This is a genomic window from Pedobacter sp. SAFR-022 (genome assembly GCF_051965375.1).
Classification (GTDB): domain Bacteria; phylum Bacteroidota; class Bacteroidia; order Sphingobacteriales; family Sphingobacteriaceae; genus Pedobacter.
Map to the genome: position 1 here is coordinate 106,816 of NZ_JBQCME010000008.1, position 22,141 is coordinate 128,956.

Consider the following 22,141-nt stretch of genomic DNA (forward strand, 5'->3'; position numbering starts at 1 on the left):
GCAAGACAAACTCGAATTGGAATATCTGTGGCTCTCCAAGTTTGTTTAATCTTGCACACTTAAATGTTATACAACATGTGTACCAAATGAATTTAGCTTTCCGGATTCAGGTAGTTACCGGAATGATATCGAAAGAAATACTCGGATTTAAAGTATATTAACCTCTCTTTCGAGCGCAATTCCAAATTTATCAGCCACAGCCTCAATTATTTGTTCTGAAAAATTATACACTTCCAGTCCAGTAGCGCCGCCATGATTTACAAGCACCAGGGCCTGATTTTTCCAGGTACCGGTATTCCCGGAAACTATACCTTTAAATCCGCATTGTTCAATTAACCAACCTGCAGCAAGCTTTACCTTACCAGGTCCAGCCGGGAAGTTTACAACCTCTGGAAAATTCGCCTGCGCGCGCTCAAATTCCGCCACAGAGATTACAGGATTTTTAAAGAAGCTACCCGCATTTCCAATGGTTGCAGGATCAGGCAGTTTACTCACCCGGATCTCTGAAACCACTTTTGCAACATCTGCTATGCTGGGCTGTTCAATCCCCCGTCGTTGAAGCTCCTGCTGGATCGCACCATACTGCACGTTCAGCTTTGCCGACCTGCTTAAATGATAACTTACGGAGGTAATAATGTATTGACCTTTTAAAGAAGACTTAAAAACACTTTCGCGATAACCAAAGCCACAGTCATCATAACCGAAGGTCCGCTTTGCACCAGTTGCAATTTCAACCGCAGTACAGCATTTGAAAATATCTTTCAACTCTACACCGTAGGCACCGATGTTCTGCACTGGAGAAGCTCCTACGGTTCCTGGGATCAGGCTCAGATTTTCAATACCGCCATAACCATGACTTACACAATAGTCTACCAGGTATTTCCAAGATACGCCAGCTCCGGCACGCACAACAACCTCATCACTGCTACCTTGTCCCTCTGGTTCCAACACCGCTATGCCAGGAATACTAATCTTGAGTACAAGTCCATCATAATCCTTGGTAAACAACATATTGCTTCCACCGCCTAAAACAAGCACCTGTTTCGTTTTTATAAAATCAGACTGTAACACGCTGATCAGATCAGCTTCCGAATTAATCTCCACAAACCATCTCGCAGATACATCTATACGAAATGTATTATAATTCACTAATGATACGTTTTCTTTTATAACAGGGCCCATTTATTGCTTTTTGAAATGCTTGCAAAAGTAATTCTAAAGAACAGTATTAAATATCATTTACTAAATAATAAATTTACTGCATAGTTTACGCTCAACACTTTTGGACAGGAATATTTAATGGAAAATCAGGATAAAAAAAGAAACCTTATCATCAATGCTGCTTTGTTGCGGTTTGCACATTACGGACTGGCAAAAACAACAATGACAGATATCGCCAAAGATATATCCTTTTCAAAAGCCCTCCTCTACTACTACTTCCCCGACAAGCTAAGCCTTTACGTGAGCGTTATTGAGCACCTGATGCATACCATCAGCAAAGACATTCTTAAATCTGTCGAAAAAACCAATACCTGCACTGAAGGTGTGCTCATGGTCCTTCAAAAAAGACAGGGATACATTCAAAAGTATTACAACCTGATGGAATTTAATAAGCTCATCGGCCCCGAACTACCGGATGATCTTTATGAGAAATTTTCCAGAGCCCGTGCCTTTGAGCTTAAAATCATCGCTTCCCTACTGCGCCGCGGGGTAGAAAAAGGTGAATTCCAGGTCGACAATATCAATCTGACAACCGAAATACTTGTCGAAGCACTCAGCGGAATACACTTCAATATCCTCAGCCGTCATAAAAACATCTGCCCTAGTCAGGAGCAGTTCAAACAGATCTTCATCAAAGAAAAATTCCTCGCAAAGATCTTTCTTTCAGGCCTGTCAGCTTCATAGTGTCATAAAAATGCAATATTCCAGATGAGCAATATGCTATGATAGCATAACAACTTTTATGGTCGTACCTTTGACTACAATATAATAAAAGTCAGAAAGTTTAAAGGTAGAATGGTAGAGACAGATAAAAAAAGAGAACAAATTATAGAAGGCGCTATCAAGCGGTTTATTCATTTTGGAATCAATAAGACTACGATGAATGAGATTGCTGAGGACCTTTCCGTATCCAAACCTTCATTATATTACTATTTTCCGGACAAAACCAGCCTCATACTCGGAGTTGTGGAAAAGATCTTCAATGATTTCTTTGAGGCGATAATCAAGGAAAAAAAAGACCATCGCTCTATTGAGGTGATTATTCCGAGGCTTATTGAGGTCAAACACCGCTTTTTTCAGAAATACTATATGCTTCACTTGAGTGGGGGCGCTCCGGATTCGGCATTAAATTCTGCGGAGCTGCGAAACTTTGTAGAGAAAATGCGCTCTAAGGTATTGAGCTTCCATGCAGCACTCTTTCAGGAAGCCATTGAAAGAGGTGAGATCGAGGCGCAGGATAGCAACAGAATTGCGGATCTGTACATGAACAGTCAGGATGGCTTGACCTCATTATGTATCATGCAAGGCAATAAAGAACTGATGCCGGGTAAAAAAGATTTAAAGAATATGCTTGAAAGACAGCTGGCCCTTGCCAACTTATTTGTCAAAGGCTTAAAAAACCAATAACCAGAAACAATTAACAATGAAGATTAAATTTAAACAGTTAAAAGTCATTCCGCTATTGCTGCTGGGGCTGCTTTTATCAAACTATGTTTCGGCACAACAAACGCTCACCCTCCGTGATGCGGTAAATTATGCCGTTGAGAACAGCAGTAATGTGCGTAGATCCAAGTTAGACATCCAAGCCGGGAAGTACAAAACCCAGGAAGTGAGAGCACAAGCCTTGCCGCAAATCACCGGTAACGGCGGATTAACATACAACCCGATCATCGGCCAGTTGGTCGTAGGCGATCAAAGTTTCCAGCTCGGAAGAAAATGGAATGCCAACGGCGGTGTACAGCTCAACCAACAGCTTTTTAATCAGCAGGTGTTTACTGGCCTTAAGGCTGCGAAAACCAGCGAACAATACTACCTCCTCAACGAGAACCTTACCGAGGAGCAGATCATTGAGCAAGTTGCAAATACTTACTATCAGGTGTTGGTAAACCGCCAACAACGTAATGTAATCGACACCAACATTAAAAATGTTCGTGTTGTAGAACGCATTATCCTGAACCAGTATCAGAATGGATTAGCGAAGAAGATCGACGTAGACCGTATCAAGGTTAACCTAACCAATCTTGAGAATCAGCGCGACCAGGTGATCAATGCAGTTACGCAGCTGGAGAACCAGCTGAAATTCTACATGGGTATGCCTGTAGAAACGGAGATTGAACTTCCTACCACTGAACTTACAGAAGTTAAAGGCTTGCCTTCCATGGCAGATACGGTGGATTTAAGCGGCAGAACAGAGATCAAATTACTTGACGTGCAACGTGAACTGCTGGGGCTTCAGAAAAAAGCTTATATCTCCGAGTACTACCCTACCCTGTCATTAACTGCAAACTATTCTTCCACCGGACAGAGTGATAAATTTGATTTGTTTAAACGCAAAAGCAACAGCACCGCTTTCTGGTATGACGCTTCCGCAATTGGCCTTACCCTGAGGGTGCCCATCTTTGACGGTTTTGCTACGCGTTCACGAGTAAGACAGGCGAATGTTGAGATCTTAAAAGCAGAGGAAGATCGTAGAGAAACAACCAACGCATTAAACCTGGCCTACGAGAATGCGAAAATTGCATTGCGCAACAGCATCAATACCATCAACTCGCAACGTCAGAACGTTCAGCTTGCAGAAGAGATCTATCAAAGCACGCAGAACAACTATAACAACGGGTTGGCGGCACTGACAGATCTGCTGGATACCGAAAATGCTTTAACTGAAGCACAGAACAGCTATACACAGGCGCTGCTTAATTATAAGATCGCCGAAATTCAACTTATAAAATCAAACGGAAATATAAAATCGCTATTAAAATGAAAAGAGGAATTATTATAACCTTAGTTGTTGTCGCTACACTTGTGGGCATATGGCTGGTTCTAAATAACAACAAGAAAAACAATGATGCCAAGACTGCAATCGTATCAGAAGGTAGTGGTGCTGTAAGCGTTCGTGTTGCTTCAGTTCAAAAACAAGCCGTGGATTTAGACTTTAGTGCCAACGGTAATTTTGTGCCCGGCACCGAGATTAACTTTCTATCAGAGAATGCCGGAAGGGTAACCAGAATCATGGTAGACGAAGGTGACCGCGTGACCAAAGGTCAGGTGCTTGCGCTTATCGATGCCGAAATTTTGAACACGGACAGAGAAACCGCTGAAGCTGCTTTGCAAAATGCTATCCGTGACGAAGCCAGATATAGCAGCTCATTTACTACAGGCGGTGTTACCCAGCAACAGTTGGACCAGGCACGCCTTGCAGTTAAAAACGCAAGATTAAGGTTGCAAAGTGCATCCCGTCGTGTGAGTGATGCAAACATCAAATCACCCATCAATGGTATCGTAAATAAAAGGTATATCGAAGTTGGTGCATTTGTAACCGCTCAAGGTACCCAGTTATTTGAGCTGGTGGATGTTTCCAAACTTAAACTCAGGGTAAATGTGAACGAGAACCAGGTAGCCAATCTTAATGTAGGTGATGAGGTTCAGATAAAAAGTAATGTTTTTCCTGCGGATAGCTTCACCGGAAAAATCACCTTTATCGCTGCAAAAGCAGACAATACACTCAACTTCCCAATTGAGATCGAAGTGGCAAACACCAAGTCGAACAAGTTAAAAGCGGGTATGTATGGTACTGCAATTTTCAAGTTCCCTAATCAGGCACCTACCATCACCATCCCACGTGGATCATTCATTGGTAGCGTTAGTAGCAACCAGATCTTTGTACTGGAAAATGGAAATACCGCGCGGGTACGCAAAGTGGTAACCGGCCGGATCATCGGTGATCAGGTTGAAATTCTTGATGGCTTGAAAGAAGGTGAGACCGCAATTGTAAGCGGGCAGATTAACCTGGTTGATGGCAGCCCGGTAACCGTGATCAAATAATTGAAAGCATAGCTTTCATAAACATTAAAAAAGATTCTGATGAAAATAACAGAAATATCAATCAAACGACCTTCATTGGTAATTGTGGTGTTCACCGCACTATCCTTGCTGGGACTGCTGAGCTACTTCTCATTGAGTTATGAGCTTTTGCCGAAGTTCAGCAATAACGTGGTCTCCATCTCTACCATCTACCCTGGTGCATCACCAAGTGAGGTGGAAAATAGTGTTACCAAGAAAATTGAAGATGCAATCTCCTCTATGGAGAACATCAAGAAGCTGAATGCAGTTTCTTACGAGAGTTTGTCGGTGGTAACCATTACGCTGACCGATAAAGCTAACGTCGACCTATCGTTGAATGATGCGCAAAGGAAGGTAAACTCCATCCTGGCAGATCTTCCGGATGATGTTGAACAGCCATCCCTGAGCAAATTCTCCCTGGATGACCTTCCGGTGATCACCATGTCTGCTTCAGCAAATATGGATGATGCTTCCTTTTATGACCTGATCGACAACCGTATTGCACCAATCGTATCCCGTGTAAACGGTGTTGCACAGGTGAATTTGATCGGTGGTCAGGAGCGTGAAATTCAGGTGGGCTTAATGGCGGACAAGCTACAAGGATACAACCTTTCTGTACCGCAGGTACAACAGGCTATCCTGAGCTCAAACCTTGATTTCCCTACCGGAAGTGTTAAAACCAACGAACAGGATATCCTCATTCGTCTTTCGGGTAAATACCAGAACATTGACGAACTGCGCAACCTGGTTGTTGCAACCAGCCCCGATGGTGCTCAGATTCGCCTGTCGGACGTTGCTGATGTGCAGGACAGACAAAAGGAAGTTGACAAACTTGCCCGTATCGACCGTCGTGGTGCGATCGCTATCCAGATCATTAAGCAGTCTGACGCGAATGCCGTGGAAGTGAGTGAAGGTGTACATGCCACCATCGCAAAGCTGATGCAGGATTACAAAACCAATGACCTTAAGATCAATGTCGTAAACGACAGTTCAATATATACCCTGGAATCTGCCGACGCGGTAATCCACGATTTGGTACTTGCAGTAATCCTGGTAGCGTTTGTGATGCTATTCTTCCTGCACAGTTTAAGGAACGCGCTGATCGTAATGGTTTCCATTCCAGCATCCCTGATCGCAACCTTTATCGGTATCCAGATGTTTGGCTTCACGCTGAACCTGATGTCGCTGCTTGGACTTTCCCTGGTAGTGGGTATTCTGGTCGATGATGCCATTGTGGTATTGGAAAATATCTACCGTCACATGGAGATGGGTAAAAACAAGGTGCGTGCCGCATACGATGCTACAAGCGAAATTGGCTTTACCGTAGTATCCATTACCCTGGTAATTGTGGTAGTATTCTTCCCGATCGCCATCAGTACTGGTTTAGTATCAAACATCCTAAGACAGTTCTGTGTGGTGGTGATCATTGCGACCATGTTATCATTGGTTGCTTCCTTTACCATTGTACCACTGCTCTCCTCCCGTTTCGGTAAATTGGAGCGTATTGAAGGTAAAAATGCATTCGGAAAATTCATCTTGTGGTTTGAAAAGCAGCTACACAAATTCACCAACTGGATCACTGGAATTTTGGAGTGGTCGCTTGCCAACCGGGGTAAAACCATCGGCCTGGTATTCCTGATGCTTGTCGCATCTTGCGGATTGATCCCTGCCGGATACATCGGTACCGAGTTCTTCCCGAAGAGTGATAAAGGCGAGTTCCTTGTTCAGCTGGAAATGCCCAAAGATGCATCTATTGAACAAACCAATTATGCAACCCAAAAAGCAGAAGCTTTCCTAACCAAAAAGCCGGAAATCACGCAGTTGATCACAACGGTAGGTCAGGCAAGTGGTGACTTTGGAGGTACACAGGCCACTGCATACAAGTCGGAAATCAACGTAAGACTGGTAGACCGTAAAGATCGCGCTGATGAAGCCAGTATTTACGCGACCAAAGTTAGCCGTGAGTTAGCGAAGAGCCTACCGGGTGTTAAAGTTAAAACGGTACCGATCAGTATCCTGGGTATTGCCGAGAATGCGCCGATTGAACTCGTGGTAATGGGCTCAGACCTGGATAGCGCCATGCGTTATGCAACGGCTGCACAGGAAGTGTTACGTAAGATCAAAGGTTCTGCCGAGATCAAGCTGTCTGTTGAAGAAGGTAGCCCGGAGATCAACGTTCAGGTAGACCGCGATAAGATGGCCGCTTTGGGCCTTTCACTTCAAACCGTGGGTCTAACCATGCAAACTGCATTCAGTGGTAACACTGACGGTAAGTTCAGAAAAGGTGAGTACGAATACGACATCAATATCCAATATCAGGCTTTTAACAGGCAAGACATCAACGATGTGAGTAACCTGATTTTTGTAAATAACGCCGGACAACAGATCAAACTTTCGCAGTTTGCAGCTATTAAACAAGGTTCAGGACCTAGTCAGCTGGAACGACGTGATAAAAGTACATCGGTTTCCGTGAAAGCGCAGGCAATTGGTCGCCCTACCGGTACCGTTGTGGCTGAATTCGAAGCTGAACTGGAACGTCTCGAGCAAACCGGTGAGTTAAAGAAGCCTTTAGGTGTAAGTTATCTTTGGGCTGGTGATGCAGAAAACCAGGGTGAAGGTTTCGGTACTTTAGGTATCGCCTTACTATCTTCTATCCTGTTGGTGTACCTGATCATGGTAACCTTGTACGACAGTTTCGTGTATCCATTTGTGGTAATGTTCTCGATCCCACTATCGGTGATCGGTGCTTTACTTGCGCTGGCTTTAACCAATAACGCCCTGAACATCTTTACGATCCTTGGTTTGATTATGTTGATCGGTTTGGTTGCGAAGAACGCGATTATCCTTGTCGATTTTACAAATCAAATGAAGGCCGAAGGAAAGAGCACGCACGAAGCATTAATTCTGGCTAACCATGCGCGATTAAGACCAATCCTGATGACTACCATTGCGATGGTTATTGGTATGCTTCCAATTGCATTGGCAGGTGGTGCCGGTGCGGAGTGGAAAAACGGTTTGGCCTGGGTAATTATCGGTGGATTGTTAAGTTCACTTTTCCTAACCCTGATCATTGTTCCGGTAATGTATATGATCTTCGACAGGATCCTTGATAAACTTGGATACAATAAAAAAGGGGTAACCATCGAAGAACTTATGGTAGAACCTTACGACCATAAAGAGGTTAAAGAATACGAAATGGAACATACGCATTAATCATATCTTTCTTTCCAGAAAAGGCCGTGTCAATTTTTGACGCGGCCTTTTTTGTATATAACCTGCGGCGACATCAGCGATGATACAGCAAGGGAACTTAAACACACCTGACCCACACCTGACCCACATCAAACGCACATCAAACGCACACCAAGCGCACACAGCTGTGTGTCTGGTGTGTTTGAAGTCTGTGTTTGTTCTGAATGTCAACTGCTACCTTCCCGAAGCTTTTCTACCGTTTGTACACCAATCACTACCATTAGCATAATGCACTTTTACAAATTCCCGCTCATCATCTAACTTTGTTGAACATCACTTTTTTGTCATAACCGAACTTCTAAGAAATGAAGCTCACAAAAACTCTTACATTTGCGACCGAATGAACGTTCAATTAGAAGATATTTGTGGCAAACGTGAGACTGTTTTGAACAGTACGCTCACGCTTATTCGTCAGTACGGCTTCCACGGTACGCCGATGAGCATGATTGCAAAACATGCAGGAGTAGCCGCGGGGACGATATATCATTATTTTGATTCCAAGGATGCATTGATCAATGCCTTGTATTTGCATGAAAGTACCCGTCTTGCTGCTGCTTTGTTGGTTGGAGATGATGAAACGCAGCCTTATAAAGAGCGGTTCACCCGATGCATGCTCAACCATTACAACTTTTATCTGAGTAACCCCGACTCGCTGTACTTTCTGGAGCAATATGCAAACTCTCCATATGCAAAAAGCCAGGTAGATAATCATGAAGAAAGGTTCAGGCACGTGATCAGTTTCTTTGAGTATGGCATAAAGAACAAGTACTTCAAAAATATTGATGCGAAGTTGCTCATGCCGATCATCAAAGGAACTTTAGTGGCAGCAGCAAACTTTCACTTGAGGGAACACATGGTATTTTCGGAGGAGGACATCAAGGTGGTAATCAGCATGATATGGGACGGCATCAAAAAACAATAAAAGATCAAACAATTTAAACTCAATACCTTTAATACATATATGAAATCACGTAATTTATTAGTTACCATGCTTTTATGGATACCTCTCCTACTCCCCGGATCGGTATTCGCACAGTCCATCGTAAAAGCAGAACAGCCACTTACCAATGCCACCTTACAACAGTGCATTGATTACGCGTTAAGCAACAGACCGGAAGTGAAACAATCCGTGCTTGACGAAGAGATTGCCGACCGTGATATTAAATCTGCGTTGTCTGGATGGTTACCGCAGATCAATGCTTCAGGTAGCTTTAACCACAACTTTAAGCAGCAGTCACAGGTGCTTACCACCAACGGGGTTTCTTCTTTATTAACCTTCGGTGCCAAAAACACCTCTTCATTGGTATTGCAGGCAGATCAGCAATTCTTAAACGCCGGCTTAATTCAGGCATCAAAATCTGCCAAGTATTTCAGACAGCAGTACAGACAGAATACTGAAGCAAACAGGATTAACACCGTTGTAGAAGTAAGTAAGGCGTACTACGACATTCTGACCAGCAATGAACAGTTAAACATCATCAACGAGAACATTGCCCGCTTACAAAAGCAACTTAAAGATGCTAGTGCACAGTATGAGGCGGGCCTGGTAGACAAAACCGATTTTCAACGTGCGCAGATCAGCTTGAGCAATTCACTTGCCGATAAAAAACGTACTGAAGAGCTGGTAAAGTATAAATATGCTTACCTGAAAGAGCTTATCGGCTACCAGGGCAAAGAGAACTTTACCTTGTCCTTCACTGCAGCCGATATGGAGAAAGATGTTTTGATCGATACCACTCAGATGCTGGATTACCAGAACCGTGTGGAATTCCGCTTGCTAGAAACACAGCGTCAATTGCAAAGCATTAACACCAGCTATAATAAATGGAGCTACCTACCAACCTTATCTGGTTTCTACAATTATGGTTTCAACTACCAGAACCAGGAAATCAGCAACCTTTATGATAGGAACTATCCAAGTTCCATCATTGGATTAAGGTTAGTGCTTCCAATTTTCCAGGGTGGTAAACGTACGCATGAGATTAAAAAATCACAGTTACAGGAACAAAGAGTTGATCTTGACCTGGAGAACGTGAAAAATCAGATTAACTCGCAATATGAGGCAGCAATTGCAACATATAAGGCTAACCTGAATGATCTTAGAACCAACCGGGAGAATGTGGAGATCTCAAGATCAGTATACAACACCATTAAACTACAATATGACGAGGGTATTAAAACGTATCTGGATCTGATGACCTCAGAAACAGACCTTCGTACCGCACAATTAAACTATTTGAATTCACTATATAGTTTATTGGCATCAAAACTAGACGTAAAACAAGCATTAGGAACAATAACCGTTAATCAATAACCCATACAATGAATAATTTTAATAGAATAAAGCTAGGTGTCCTGGTCTTGGGCTCAGTTACATTAGCCTCCTGTGGTGGCGGTCAGCAACCTGCACAGCAAGGCCCGCCTCCTGCAACTCCGGTAACCACCTATACCGTGGACGAACAACCGGTTACAACCGTAGATTCATATCCTGGTGTTGTGGTAGCACTTAATGAAGTTGAATTACGCCCTCAAGTTGGCGGTTATATTACGGGAATATTTGTTCAGGATGGTCAGCGGGTAACTAAAGGTCAAAAGTTGTACGAGATCGACCGCACAAAATATCAGGCGGCATACAATTCTGCTAAAGCAAATCTTGCCGTTGCAAAATCGAACCGCGACAGGACCAAAAAAGATGCAGAACGTTACACCAAGTTAGCAGAGCAGGATGCCGTAGCAAGACAACGTGTAGATTATGCCCTTACAGACCTTGCTAACGCAGAATCGCAGGTTGCTGCTGCTGAAGCGCAACTAAGTGCTGCGTCATCAGATTTACAGCGCTCGGTGATCGTATCGCCTCTTACCGGTACCATCGGTATCTCTCAGGTGAAGCTGGGTGCTTTTGCCACTCCAGGCACTACAGTACTAAATACGGTTTCTACAAACGACCCAATTGCGGTTGATATTGCCGTGAACCAACGTGAGATTCCACGTTTCCTTGCTTTACAGAAAAACAACGCTGTAGTAGCAGATTCGGTTTTCAGCATTCAGGGTCAGGACGGAACAATGTACCGTGCACAAGGAAAGATCGTTGCAATTGACCGTGCAGTGGATCCTCAAACCGGTACCATCAAAGTGAGGATCAGCTATCCAAATAAAGAAGGTAGATTATTTGCCGGAATGAACGTTAACCTACAGGCTTTAAACAGAGGCCAGAAAGAAGAACTTGTAATTCCATACAAAGCCGTTGTGGAGCAACTGGGTGAGTTTAACGTGTTTGTTGTTGGCGATAGCAGCAAAGCAGAAGCACGCCTTGTAAAACTTGGCAGACAGTTCCAAACCAATGTTGTGGTAAGTGAAGGCTTGAAAAAAGGTGAAACGATAGTTGTAGACGGTGTACAGAATGTTAGAAATGGTGCCGTTGTTACTTCAACGCCTCCGGGTCAAGCAAACGCACAACAACCTGCAGCAGCAAAATAATTAAATAGAATTTCAGCTATATGATATCAGAAGTATTTATAAGGCGACCGGTCACGGCCATCGTCATCTCCATATTGATTGTTCTGGTTGGTACGATTGTGATCACAACCCTACCGATCAGTCAATATCCCAACATTGCACCACCAACGGTAAACGTTTCAGGTACCTATACCGGTGCCGATGCACAAACGGTGGAGCAAACGGTAACCACTCCTATTGAAAGTCAGATCAACGGTACACCGGGAATGAAATACCTTTCTTCCAACAGTACCGCCGATGGACGTTCAGCGATTACCGTAACCTTTGATGTAGGTACAAACATTGACATTGCCACGTTGGATGTTCAAAACCGTGTGGGGATTGCAGAGCCTGCATTGCCGGAAGCGGTAAGACGTTTGGGTGTGACTACAAGGAAAGCCAACAACGATATTTTGATGGTTGTGGGTCTTGTTTCGCCAAAAGGCACCTACGATCAGAAATTCCTTTCCAATTATGTGAACCTTTATGTAAGGGACGCATTATTACGTATCCCAGGTGTGGGTGATGTGCAGTCCTTCGGACAACCATTCAGTATGCGTGTTTGGTTAGATGCTGGTAAACTTGCAAACTTAGGACTGACCCCATCTGAAGTAACAGCAGCCATCGCAGAACAAAACAGTCGTATGCCTGGTGGTACGGTAGGTGGTAAACCACAAAACAACAATCAGACCTTCGAATTCTCAGTGGTACTTGATGCCGATCTGAACTCAGTCGAACAGTTTGAAAACATCATCATCAAAACCGGTGCAAATGGATCACCAGTTTACCTGCGCGATGTTGCTCGTGTAGAATTAGGAGAATTCTCTTATGCTACAAGTTCAAGAGTAAACGGTCAGGTATCATCCATGATGGCGATCAACCAGACGCCAGGCGGGAATGCGGTACAAACTGCCGAGGGTATTCAAAAAGCTCTCGATGAGTTAAAAGCCTCTTTCCCGAAAGATATGGACTACGTAATCAGTTACGAGACCGTGTCCATCGTTAAGGTATCCATCAGTGAGGTAATCCATACCTTGGTTGAAGCGCTGATCCTGGTAACCATCGTGGTATTCTTCTTCCTGCAAAGTTGGAGGGCTACTTTGATCCCGGTACTTGCGATTCCGGTTTCCATCATTGGTACCTTCATTCTTTTCACATTGCTTGGCTTCTCCATCAACGTATTAACGATGTTTGGTTTCGTACTGGCCATTGGTATTGTGGTCGATGATGCGATCGTTGTGGTAGAGGCTGTTCAGCATTATATGGACCATGAGGGTCTGTCTGCACCAGACGCGACACGAAAAGCAATGAAAGACATTACAGCGCCGGTAATTGCAATTGCGTTGATCCTTGCAGCCGTATTTATTCCTGTAGGATTCATACCAGGGATGGTTGGTCAACTTTATCAGCAGTTTGCCATCACCATTGCAGTTTCGGTATTGATTTCTGCATTTGTGGCCTTGTCTTTAACACCAGCATTATGTTCGTTGTTGTTAACGCCAATGAACCTTACAGCAGATTCTAAAGGCTTAAACAAATTCTTTTACCGCTTTAATCAGTGGTTTGCAAGAGTAACCCAAAACTACTCCAACGGTGTGAAATGGGCTTTGAAGAAAGCGCCTTTAGTGATGGTGATACTTGCATGTATTTACGTTGGAACCGTTGGATTGTTTATGACCAAACCTTCTGGATTTATCCCGAATGAAGATGCCGGTGTATTTCTTATGGGGGTTACGCTTCCTGAAGGTTCATCAGCTGCCCGTACGGATGCCTTTATCCATAGGATCACGACTACAATTCAAAAGAAATATCCAGAAGTATTGAACATCACCTCCATCAGTGGTATCAACATTCTGAACAGATCATTTAAATCCAACGCGGCGACTTTCTTCGTACAGTTGAAAAACTGGGATGACCGCGAAGGCGACGCTGCAGGAACAATCGCGAAGGTATCTCAGGAGTTTGCAGGAGCTAAAGAAGGTAGCGTACTTGCTGTAGCGCCACCTCCGATTCCAGGGCTTGGTATCAGTGGCGGTTTCGCTTTACAAATCCAGGAAAAACAAGCCGGTGATATCAAGCAGTTTGAGGCCAACGTTGGCAAATTCTTAGGTGCTGCTAATGCGCGTCCGGAGATTGCAATGGCCTATACCTTGTTTAACGCTAGAACACCGAACTATAAGCTTGAAGTAAATCGTGAACAAGCGAAGAAAATGGGTGTTTCTGTGGGTGCAATTTATAGCACCATCTCAACATACCTGGGTAGTAGCTACGTGAACGACTTCACTAAATATGGTCGTAACTTCAGGGTGGTTGCACAAGCAGACACCAGTTTCAGAAGTAGTATTGACGATCTTGCTAAATTGTATGTTAAGAATGCAAGTGGTACACCAGTACCTTTAAGTACGCTTGTATCGCACAAACTTGTAGAAACCGCATCAATTATTAACCACTTCAACCTGTTCCGTTCCATTGAGGTGAGTGGTGCAGCAGCACCGGGCTATAGCTCTGGTGATGCTTTGAATGCCCTTGAAGAGGTTGCAGCACAGACGCTACCAGCAAACTATGATTATAACTTCTCTGGCTTGAGTTTGGAGGAACGTGAGGCAGGTAGCAGTACGACGTTGATCTTCGGCCTGATCATTGTTTTCGTGTTCTTGTTGCTTGCAGCGTTATATGAAAGCTGGTCCGTACCATTCTCTATCCTTTTAGCGGTACCGCTTGGTTTATTCGGTGCGATCCTTGCACTGATGTTCCTGCCTAAATTAGATAACAACATCTATGCACAGGTTGGTTTGATCACGCTGATCGGTCTCTCCGCGAAGAACGCGATTTTGATCGTCGAGTTCGCCAAAGAGCGTGTGGACTGGGGTATGGGTTTAATACCTGCGACTATGGAAGCGGTTAAACTGAGGTTACGCCCTATCGTGATGACCTCCCTGGCCTTTATTCTGGGTGTAATCCCATTGATCCTTTCCAGTGGTGCGGGTGCAGTATCCAGGATGACCATTGGCTGGACTGTAGCAGCAGGTATGCTTTCAGCAACCATTCTTGCAATCTTTATTGTACCGGTACTGTTTGTGTTAATCACCAAACTGGCCTACGGTAAAAAGAAACTTGCTGAACTGGAAGCGAATTATAAACCTGAAGAACATGCTGATGTACTTCATGCAGATTAATACCGTCGCGGCATGAGTCGCACGATTATATTTGAAAGAGGTTGCCCGTTATTCCGGGCAACCTCTTTTTTTTGCAATGCATTTCTTTCACTCTTTTTAGCAAGTTTATGAAAGCGGCTTTCATTACCGTGAAAGCACAAAAAAGCCGCTCCTTGTGGAAGCGGCTTTTTCTTTTGTATAAACTGAACCTAAATATGGATCGCTCTGTTTTCTGTCGCCGCCATCGCAGCTTCTTTAATCGCCTCGGTATAGGTTGGGTGTGCATGGCAGATTCTTGCAATATCTTCTGCAGAAGCACGGAACTCCATGGCTACCACCGCTTCAGCAATCATATCTGCAGCTCTCGGACCAATCATGTGTACACCCAGGATCTCATCTGTATTTGCATCTGCAAGCACTTTCACGAAGCCATCAGTATCCATGCTCGCTTTAGCGCGGCCACTGGCTTTGAATGGGAATGAACCTGCTTTATATTTGGTACCGCTTGCTTTCAACTGCTCTTCGGTATAACCTACGGAAGCAACTTCCGGCCAGGTGTAAACTACACCAGGGATCAGGTTGTAATTGATATGTGGTTTCTGACCAACAATGTGCTCAGCAACGTAAACACCTTCATCTTCCGCTTTATGCGCAAGCATGGCACCTTTGATCACGTCACCAATAGCATAAACGCCAGGCACGCTGGTTTCCAGGTGTTCGTTCACTGGAATCTTATTTCCTCTTTCTTCGGTCTTGATGCCGATATTTTCTAGTCCTAATCCTTCAGTATAAGCAGTACGGCCTACCGCAACGATGCAGTAATCTGCTTCAAATTTGACCTGCTCACCTTTTGAATTGTCAGCAGTAACGGTAACGGTTTCGCCTTCAACGCTTGCACCAGTTACCTTGTGGTTCATGAAGAACTCCATGCCTAAAGATTTTTTAAGTACACGTTGTAGTTCTTTACCTAAGCCTGCATCCATCGTTGCGATGATGCTTGGCATGAATTCAACAACAGATACCTTAGTACCTAAACGCGCATATACAGAACCAAGCTCCAAGCCAATTACACCACCGCCAATTACAACTAGGTGTTTTGGAACTTCAGTGATGTTTAAAGCCTCTGTTGAAGTGATAATTCTTTTTTTATCTACCGGAAGGAATGGCAGGCTGGTTGGTTTAGAACCAGTAGCAATGATCACGTTCTTAGCAGTGATCTGCTCTTCGCCACCATCATTTTTTTTGATCTTGATGGTGTTTTTATCTACGAAAGAACCTAAACCTTCGAAGGTGTCAATTTTGTTTTTCTTAAATAAATACGTGATACCCGCAGTGTTCTGGGCAACAACATCATTCTTTCTGGCAATCATCTGTGACATGTTCACAGACAGGTCTTTCAGTTCGATACCGTGTGTAGTAAATGTATGCGCCGCATTATGGAAATGCTCCGAAGAGTCTAATAATGCTTTGGATGGAATACAACCCACGTTTAAGCAGGTTCCACCAAAAGTACTATATTTCTCTACCACGGCCGTTTTTAAGCCTAACTGAGCACATCTTATGGCACTTACATAACCACCAGGACCAGAACCTATAACTACTACATCGTATTGCATAATCAATTTTTTTATATTCCAAAGTTAAGAAACTCGAAAAGAAAATCGGCATCGACAAAGGCTTAATTGGCAATTCCGTAGATCCGCGATAAGAGCGCTGCTATTCAGGCTTTCCGGTCCTGAAGACAAAGAAATAGTTGGCACTAAAGTTCCAGAAGAACACCAGGATAATGGCAATGGCCTTACTGAGGTAGAAATGCAATCCCAGCTGCTCATTGAATAGATAGACGAAACCTGAGTTGAGCAATAACCCTACTAAGGACACCATCAGAAAAGATGCAAACTGCCGACTCACTTTTGTTCGTTCTCTTTCGCTGAAGGTCCATAGCCGGTTGATGATGTAGTTGCTGATGACTGCCATGGTAAATCCGGCAGCATTGGCCAGGAATTTATTGAGGTGTAGTTCATCTTTTAACAGCCAGGTAACGGAGAAGTCAATGACTAGCCCTGACATCCCTGTGAAGCCAAATTTAATTAGCGACAGCAGCCGGAAAGGCAAGCGGGATTCCAGGTACGACAAACTCCATTTCTTGTTCTGCATAGCGCTAAGTAGGGATCAAAGTTACGATTTTAGTTTTTTATGCTCTGGGAGATCACAAAACTATGACAATGGGCTAATAAGCGTGTTTTTTTGTAAGTTTAACCTGATAAGTTCAACAAATATGAAAACAACCAGACTTTTACTAACCTTATTTATCCTCTTTTGCGGATCGATGCTCTTTGGGCAAACCGATTCAGCTTATGTGCGGGATAATTACACCAAAATCGAGCGGATGATACCTATGCGTGATGGCGTGAAACTGTTTACCGCCATTTACATTCCAAAAGAGAAAGGTAAATATCCTTTTATGATCAACCGCACACCATATACGGTGCGCCCGTATGGCGAAACTGAATACAAGACTAGCCTTGGCCCCTCTCCGCTTTTCATCCGGGAAAAGTTCATTTTCGTTTATCAGGATGTACGCGGTAAGTGGATGAGCGAGGGCGAGTTTGTTGACGTGCGACCACATCTGGATAATAAGAAAGGTAAAACTCAAATCGATGAAAGCTCAGATACCTATGATACCATTGATTGGTTAATCAAAAATATACCAGGCAACAACGGCAAAGCCGGTATTTACGGTATTTCCTATCCCGGTTTTTATTCCACCGCCTCCTTACCTGGAGCACATCCTGGATTGAAAGCAGTGTCGCCCCAGGCACCGGTTACAGACTGGTTTATTGGTGATGACTTTCACCATAATGGCGCATTCTTTCTGACGGATGCCTTCAACTTTTACTCCAGCTTTGGCGTACCTAGACCTAAGCCAATTACCCCGGATAAAGGTCCTCAACCTTTCAAATTCCCAATTGAAGATAACTACAGGTTCTATCTGAGCATCGGTGCCTTAAAGAATGTCAAAGAGAAATACTTCGGTGACAGCATTAAGTTTTGGAATGACCTGATGGCCAATGGCACCTATAATGACTTCTGGAAAGCCAGGAATATCCGTACACACCTGAAGAATATTAAGCCAGCAGTGTTGGTTGTTGGCGGCTTCTTCGATGCAGAGGATACCTTTGGCGCTTTGGCAACCTATAAAGCCATTGAAGATCAGGATGCCAAAGCCAACAATAAATTGGTCATGGGACCATGGTTTCATGGTGGCTGGGCAAGAGGGACTGGTGAGCGTTTCAATGACATCGAGTTTGGACAGCCAACAAGCACCTGGTACCAAAATAACCTCGAGTTCCCTTTCTTTATGCATCATCTGAAAGGTGCTCCTGCGACAGAGATTCCTGAAGCCAGCATATTCCTGACGGGCAGTAATGAGTGGAAGAAATTCGCCAGCTGGCCGCCTAAAGAGACGGAAAACAGAACGCTTTATTTCCATGCTAATGGCAAACTTAGCTTCGATGCGCCTGCAGAAAAAGAGAGTTTTGATGAATATGTAAGTGATCCGAACAAACCTGTGCCTTATCAGAATGGTGTGCAGCCACGAAGAACCCGCGAGTATATGATCGATGATCAGCGATTTGCAGCGCGTAGACCAGATGTTCAGGTTTATGAAAGTGATGTTTTAACCGAAGATATTACCTTAACTGGTCCATTAATGGCGAAGCTAAGGGTATCAACCACCGGAACGGATGCAGACTATGTGGTTAAGCTGATTGATGTTTATCCGGAAGATGCAGCAGCACCGCAGCCAAACACCAATAACGTGTTGATGGGCGGCTACCAAATGTTGGTTCGTGGTGAAGTGATGCGCGGTAAATTCCGCAACAGCTTCGAAAAGCCAGAGCCTTTTGTTCCGGGCAAAATTACCGAGGTAAATTACACGCTGCCTGATGTAGGCCATACCTTTAAAAAAGGCCATAAAATCATGATCCAAGTGCAGAACTCCTGGTTCCCGTTGGTAGACCGTAATCCGCAAAAATTCGTGGATATTTACAACGCGCAAGATTCCGACTTTCAGAAAGCCACACACCGCATTTACCATGATGCTGCAAATCCATCTTCATTGGTGGTGACGGTTTTGAAGTAGTGTCGCTGTTGTAAGGGAAATGAAAAATAATGGTAGTTTAACACTTCAAAGATTAATATAAATATATGTTCAAAAGAACACTAAGTGCCTTAGCACTGGCCTGTTTAATCCATGCTTCCGCCAGCGGGCAAGTCCTGCACAAGGGCGAACAAACAACACGCGCAGATACCCTCAGGGGCATGCTGACGCCCCTGAGAACCTGTTACGACATCAACTATTATCATCTTGATGTGAAGATCGATATTGAAGACAGGTCCGTGTCGGGCAGTAACAAATTTGTTTTTACCGCAACTGATACTTTTAACAAGCTGCAATTCGACCTGTTCGCCAACCTTAGGGTTGACCGGGTGGTCTACAAAGGCAAGGATATCCCCTTTACCCGGGAGTTTAATGCGGTGTTCGTGACTTTCCCTGCTCCAATCAAGAAGGGCAGTAAAGATGAGTTTACAGTGTACTATGGGGGTAAGCCACAGGTGGCAAATCGCCCACCTTGGGACGGTGGCTTTATTTTCAGAAAGGATGAAGCAGGAAACCCCTTTGTATCTGTCGCCTGTCAAGGCTTGGGTGCGAGCGTCTGGTGGCCAAATAAAGATCACCAGAGCGACGAGGTGGATAGCATGATGATCAGCATTTCCGCGCCGCGGGATCTGCAGGAGATATCGAATGGCAGGCTAAGGAGCCGTGTAGAAAAACCTGATGGTTACATCCAACATAACTGGTTCGTCTCTAATCCGATCAACAATTATGACGTAAGTTTCTACATCGGTAAGTACTCCCATTGGACTGACACCTACCAGGGCGAAGAAGGTCCGTTAACGATCGACTACTGGGCGCTTAAACAAGATAGCACCAAGGCTCGTGCGCATTGGGACGCGGATACCAAACCCATGCTCAAAAGCTTTGAACACTGGTTTGGTCCTTATCCATGGTATAAAGATGGCTACAAGCTGGTACAGGCACCACACCTGGGCATGGAGCACCAAAGTGCGGTAGCTTACGGAAATCAGTTTAAAAAAGGCTACCTGGGACGGGATCTTTCTGGCTCGGGCTGGGGACTGAAGTTCGACTTCATCATTGTTCATGAAAGCGGGCACGAGTGGTTCGGGAATAACATCACCGCAAAAGACATCGCCGATATGTGGATACATGAAAGTTTCACCAACTATTCTGAGACCTTGTTTACCCAGAGTTTATACGGCAAAGCAGCAGGTGATGCTTACGTTCAGGGCATCAGACAAGGCATTGCGAATGATATCCCGATCATTGGGCAGTACAATGTTAACAAAGAAGGTTCTGGGGATATGTACTCGAAGGGCGCCAACATGATCCACATCATCCGTCAGCTGATTAACGATGATGAGAAGTTCCGAAGTATCCTGCGCGGATTGAACAAGACCTTCTACCACAAGACGGTAACCACTGCTGAAATCGAAAACTATATCGCGAAGCAGAGTGGACTGAACTTGTCTAAGATCTTTGATCAATACTTACGTCACAAGGATATTCCTACTTTTGAGTACAAGATCAGTAACAACAAGCTTGCTTACAGATGGCAATCGGGGGTTAAAGATTTTAATATGCCATTGAAGGTTACGTTGAAAGGTGATGGTGAATACACCTTGATCCAGCCGACAACAACCTGGAAGGAGATATCAATAGATAGCACCGTAGACAAGGACTCGTTTAAGACGGACCCTAACTTCTACATTAACCTTAAGCAAACAAGCGAGTAAAACGCTATTCATAAACAAAAGCGGCGCACCTGATTGGGTGCGCCGCTTTTGTTTATGGTAATATTAAGATCTAAACACCTAGTAACAAGCGTGCTGGATCCTCTAATAGTTGTTTCACACGAACAAGGAAGCCAACAGACTCACGGCCATCAATGATTCTGTGATCGTAAGATAATGCGATATACATCATCGGGCGGATTACAACCTCACCTTTTTCGGCAATTGGACGCTCAATGATGTTGTGCATACCAAGGATTGCAGATTGCGGTGCATTGATGATCGGGGTAGACATCATTGATCCGAATACTCCACCATTGGTGATGGTAAAGGTACCACCTGTCATTTCCTCGATTGATAATTTATTGTCGCGGGCTTTTAAAGCAAGCTCAAGAACAGATTTTTCAATCTGCGCAAGGCTCATGCTTTCAGCATTTCTGATTACCGGTACAACAAGGCCTTTTGGCGCAGAAACTGCGATAGAAACATCTACAAAGTCGTTATAAACAATTTCTTCGCCGTCAATACGTGCATTAACTGCAGGGAACTCTTTTAATGCTTCACAAACTGCTTTGGTGAAAAAGCTCATGAAACCAAGGCCTACGCCATGTTTCTCTTTGAATTGCTCTTTGTACTTTCCTCTAAGGTCCATGATCGGTTTCATGTTCACCTCATTGAAAGTGGTTAGCATTGCGGTTTCATTTTTAACGGTTACCAGACGTTTTGCAACAGTCTTACGCAAAGGCGTCATTTTCTGTCTTCTTTCGCTTCTGGATCCCGGAGCAGCAGCAACCGCTGGCTGTGCTTTATCTGCAGGCTTAGGTGCAGGCTTTGCAGCCGCTTTTTCCGCTTTTAATGCATCTTCTTTGGTGATTCTTCCGTCAACACCGGTACCGCTTACCGCACCAGCATCAATGCCTTTCTCGGCAAGGATTTTACCTGCACTCGGTGAAGGTGTACCAGTTGCATAACTTGAACCGTTTCCAGTTGCCGTTGGTGCAGAAGATTTTTGTTCTTCAACAGGTTTTTCTTCAGCAGCAGGAGCTGCCTTTGGTGCAGCGGCACCACCTTCTTCAATCGTACATACAACAGCACCAATTGCTAATGTATCGCCTTCATTTGCTACGGTTTTTAAAGTTCCAGCCTGTTCTGCAGTTAGCTCGAAGGTTGCTTTGTCTGATTCCAGCTCAGCAATAACTTCGTCCATTTCAACTACATCACCATCATTTTTCAACCATTGTGATAAAACAACTTCAGTGATCGATTCACCTACTGGTGGAACTTTTATTTCTAAACTCATAATT

At 44.2% G+C, this 22,141-nt stretch carries 15 protein-coding genes; 11 read left to right on the forward strand and 4 right to left on the reverse strand.

The genetic code is table 11. The annotated features are described in order from the left end of the window. Positions 1–147: 147 nt before the first annotated feature. Positions 148–1,182 carry a UDP-N-acetylmuramate dehydrogenase gene (gene murB, locus ACTHQF_RS16230; RefSeq protein WP_440431831.1) on the reverse strand — a complete coding sequence of 345 codons (1,035 nt, stop codon included), beginning with the start codon at positions 1,180–1,182 and terminating at the stop codon, positions 148–150. Positions 1,183–1,299: 117 nt separating this feature from the next. On the opposite strand from murB, the gene ACTHQF_RS16235 reads away from it, so the two are divergent. The 9 genes from ACTHQF_RS16235 (at position 1,300) to ACTHQF_RS16275 (ending at position 14,984) form a co-directional block, all read left to right on the forward strand. Next, positions 1,300–1,905 (forward strand): TetR/AcrR family transcriptional regulator, encoded by a 606-nt coding sequence (locus ACTHQF_RS16235; RefSeq protein WP_440431833.1) that lies wholly within the window; start codon positions 1,300–1,302, stop codon positions 1,903–1,905. Positions 1,906–2,016: 111 nt separating this feature from the next. Beyond that, positions 2,017–2,628 carry a TetR/AcrR family transcriptional regulator gene (locus tag ACTHQF_RS16240; RefSeq protein WP_440431835.1) on the forward strand — a complete coding sequence of 204 codons (612 nt, stop codon included), beginning with the start codon at positions 2,017–2,019 and terminating at the stop codon, positions 2,626–2,628. Positions 2,629–2,644: 16 nt separating this feature from the next. After that, complete coding sequence (locus tag ACTHQF_RS16245; RefSeq protein ID WP_440431837.1) at positions 2,645–3,982, forward strand: TolC family protein; 1,338 nt, start codon at positions 2,645–2,647, stop codon at positions 3,980–3,982. Next, on the forward strand, positions 3,979–5,043 hold the full coding sequence (locus ACTHQF_RS16250) for an efflux RND transporter periplasmic adaptor subunit (protein WP_440431839.1): 1,065 nt from the start codon (positions 3,979–3,981) through the stop codon (positions 5,041–5,043). The genes ACTHQF_RS16245 and ACTHQF_RS16250 overlap by 4 nt, the downstream gene beginning before the upstream one ends. A 39-nt stretch (positions 5,044–5,082) precedes the next feature. Beyond that, positions 5,083–8,274, forward strand: a complete 3,192-nt coding sequence (locus ACTHQF_RS16255; RefSeq protein ID WP_440431841.1) for an efflux RND transporter permease subunit — start codon at positions 5,083–5,085, stop codon at positions 8,272–8,274. A gap of 379 nt (positions 8,275–8,653) precedes the next feature. Further along, positions 8,654–9,235, forward strand: coding sequence for a TetR/AcrR family transcriptional regulator (locus ACTHQF_RS16260; RefSeq protein WP_440431843.1), 582 nt, complete (start codon positions 8,654–8,656; stop codon positions 9,233–9,235). A 39-nt stretch (positions 9,236–9,274) separates the two neighbouring features. Beyond that, complete coding sequence (locus ACTHQF_RS16265; RefSeq protein ID WP_440431845.1) at positions 9,275–10,627, forward strand: TolC family protein; 1,353 nt, start codon at positions 9,275–9,277, stop codon at positions 10,625–10,627. Between the two features lie 8 nt (positions 10,628–10,635). Beyond that, complete coding sequence (locus tag ACTHQF_RS16270) at positions 10,636–11,790, forward strand: efflux RND transporter periplasmic adaptor subunit (RefSeq protein ID WP_440431847.1); 1,155 nt, start codon at positions 10,636–10,638, stop codon at positions 11,788–11,790. A gap of 20 nt (positions 11,791–11,810) precedes the next feature. After that, positions 11,811–14,984: an efflux RND transporter permease subunit gene (locus ACTHQF_RS16275; protein ID WP_440431849.1), complete on the forward strand. Its 3,174-nt coding sequence runs from the start codon at positions 11,811–11,813 to the stop codon at positions 14,982–14,984. A gap of 188 nt (positions 14,985–15,172) precedes the next feature. Here the strand turns inward: ACTHQF_RS16275 and lpdA are convergent, their stop codons facing one another. Together lpdA and ACTHQF_RS16285 are read right to left on the reverse strand one after the other, a co-directional pair. Then, on the reverse strand, positions 15,173–16,579 hold the full coding sequence (gene lpdA, locus ACTHQF_RS16280; protein ID WP_440431851.1) for a dihydrolipoyl dehydrogenase: 1,407 nt from the start codon (positions 16,577–16,579) through the stop codon (positions 15,173–15,175). Between the two features lie 100 nt (positions 16,580–16,679). Then, the gene (locus ACTHQF_RS16285; RefSeq protein WP_440431852.1) at positions 16,680–17,120 is read right to left on the reverse strand and encodes a GtrA family protein; all 441 of its coding nucleotides are present in this window, start codon (positions 17,118–17,120) and stop codon (positions 16,680–16,682) included. A 121-nt stretch (positions 17,121–17,241) separates the two neighbouring features. Between ACTHQF_RS16285 and ACTHQF_RS16290 the strand changes: the two genes are divergently transcribed. Next, entirely contained in the window at positions 17,242–19,107 is a 1,866-nt protein-coding gene (locus tag ACTHQF_RS16290; protein ID WP_440431854.1) for a CocE/NonD family hydrolase, read from the forward strand. 65 nt (positions 19,108–19,172) lie between these two features. Then, a complete protein-coding gene (locus ACTHQF_RS16295) occupies positions 19,173–20,840 on the forward strand; it encodes a M1 family metallopeptidase (RefSeq protein WP_440431856.1) in 1,668 nt (555 codons plus the stop codon). 70 nt (positions 20,841–20,910) lie between these two features. Here the strand turns inward: ACTHQF_RS16295 and odhB are convergent, their stop codons facing one another. Beyond that, complete coding sequence (gene odhB / locus ACTHQF_RS16300) at positions 20,911–22,137, reverse strand: 2-oxoglutarate dehydrogenase complex dihydrolipoyllysine-residue succinyltransferase (protein WP_440431858.1); 1,227 nt, start codon at positions 22,135–22,137, stop codon at positions 20,911–20,913. Positions 22,138–22,141: the final 4 nt, after the last annotated feature.

Excerpts from the sequence above, each read along its gene's own strand:
- murB (WP_440431831.1), bottom strand. The coding sequence starts at position 1,182 with ATGGGCCCTGTTATAAAAGAAAACGTATCATTAGTGAATTATAATACA.
- ACTHQF_RS16235 (WP_440431833.1), top strand. The coding sequence starts at position 1,300 with ATGGAAAATCAGGATAAAAAAAGAAACCTTATCATCAATGCTGCTTTG.
- ACTHQF_RS16240 (WP_440431835.1), top strand. The coding sequence starts at position 2,017 with ATGGTAGAGACAGATAAAAAAAGAGAACAAATTATAGAAGGCGCTATC.
- ACTHQF_RS16245 (WP_440431837.1), top strand. The coding sequence starts at position 2,645 with ATGAAGATTAAATTTAAACAGTTAAAAGTCATTCCGCTATTGCTGCTG.
- ACTHQF_RS16250 (WP_440431839.1), top strand. The coding sequence starts at position 3,979 with ATGAAAAGAGGAATTATTATAACCTTAGTTGTTGTCGCTACACTTGTG.
- ACTHQF_RS16255 (WP_440431841.1), top strand. The coding sequence starts at position 5,083 with ATGAAAATAACAGAAATATCAATCAAACGACCTTCATTGGTAATTGTG.
- ACTHQF_RS16260 (WP_440431843.1), top strand. The coding sequence starts at position 8,654 with ATGAACGTTCAATTAGAAGATATTTGTGGCAAACGTGAGACTGTTTTG.
- ACTHQF_RS16265 (WP_440431845.1), top strand. The coding sequence starts at position 9,275 with ATGAAATCACGTAATTTATTAGTTACCATGCTTTTATGGATACCTCTC.
- ACTHQF_RS16270 (WP_440431847.1), top strand. The coding sequence starts at position 10,636 with ATGAATAATTTTAATAGAATAAAGCTAGGTGTCCTGGTCTTGGGCTCA.
- ACTHQF_RS16275 (WP_440431849.1), top strand. The coding sequence starts at position 11,811 with ATGATATCAGAAGTATTTATAAGGCGACCGGTCACGGCCATCGTCATC.
- lpdA (WP_440431851.1), bottom strand. The coding sequence starts at position 16,579 with ATGCAATACGATGTAGTAGTTATAGGTTCTGGTCCTGGTGGTTATGTA.
- ACTHQF_RS16285 (WP_440431852.1), bottom strand. The coding sequence starts at position 17,120 with ATGCAGAACAAGAAATGGAGTTTGTCGTACCTGGAATCCCGCTTGCCT.
- ACTHQF_RS16290 (WP_440431854.1), top strand. The coding sequence starts at position 17,242 with ATGAAAACAACCAGACTTTTACTAACCTTATTTATCCTCTTTTGCGGA.
- ACTHQF_RS16295 (WP_440431856.1), top strand. The coding sequence starts at position 19,173 with ATGTTCAAAAGAACACTAAGTGCCTTAGCACTGGCCTGTTTAATCCAT.
- odhB (WP_440431858.1), bottom strand. The coding sequence starts at position 22,137 with ATGAGTTTAGAAATAAAAGTTCCACCAGTAGGTGAATCGATCACTGAA.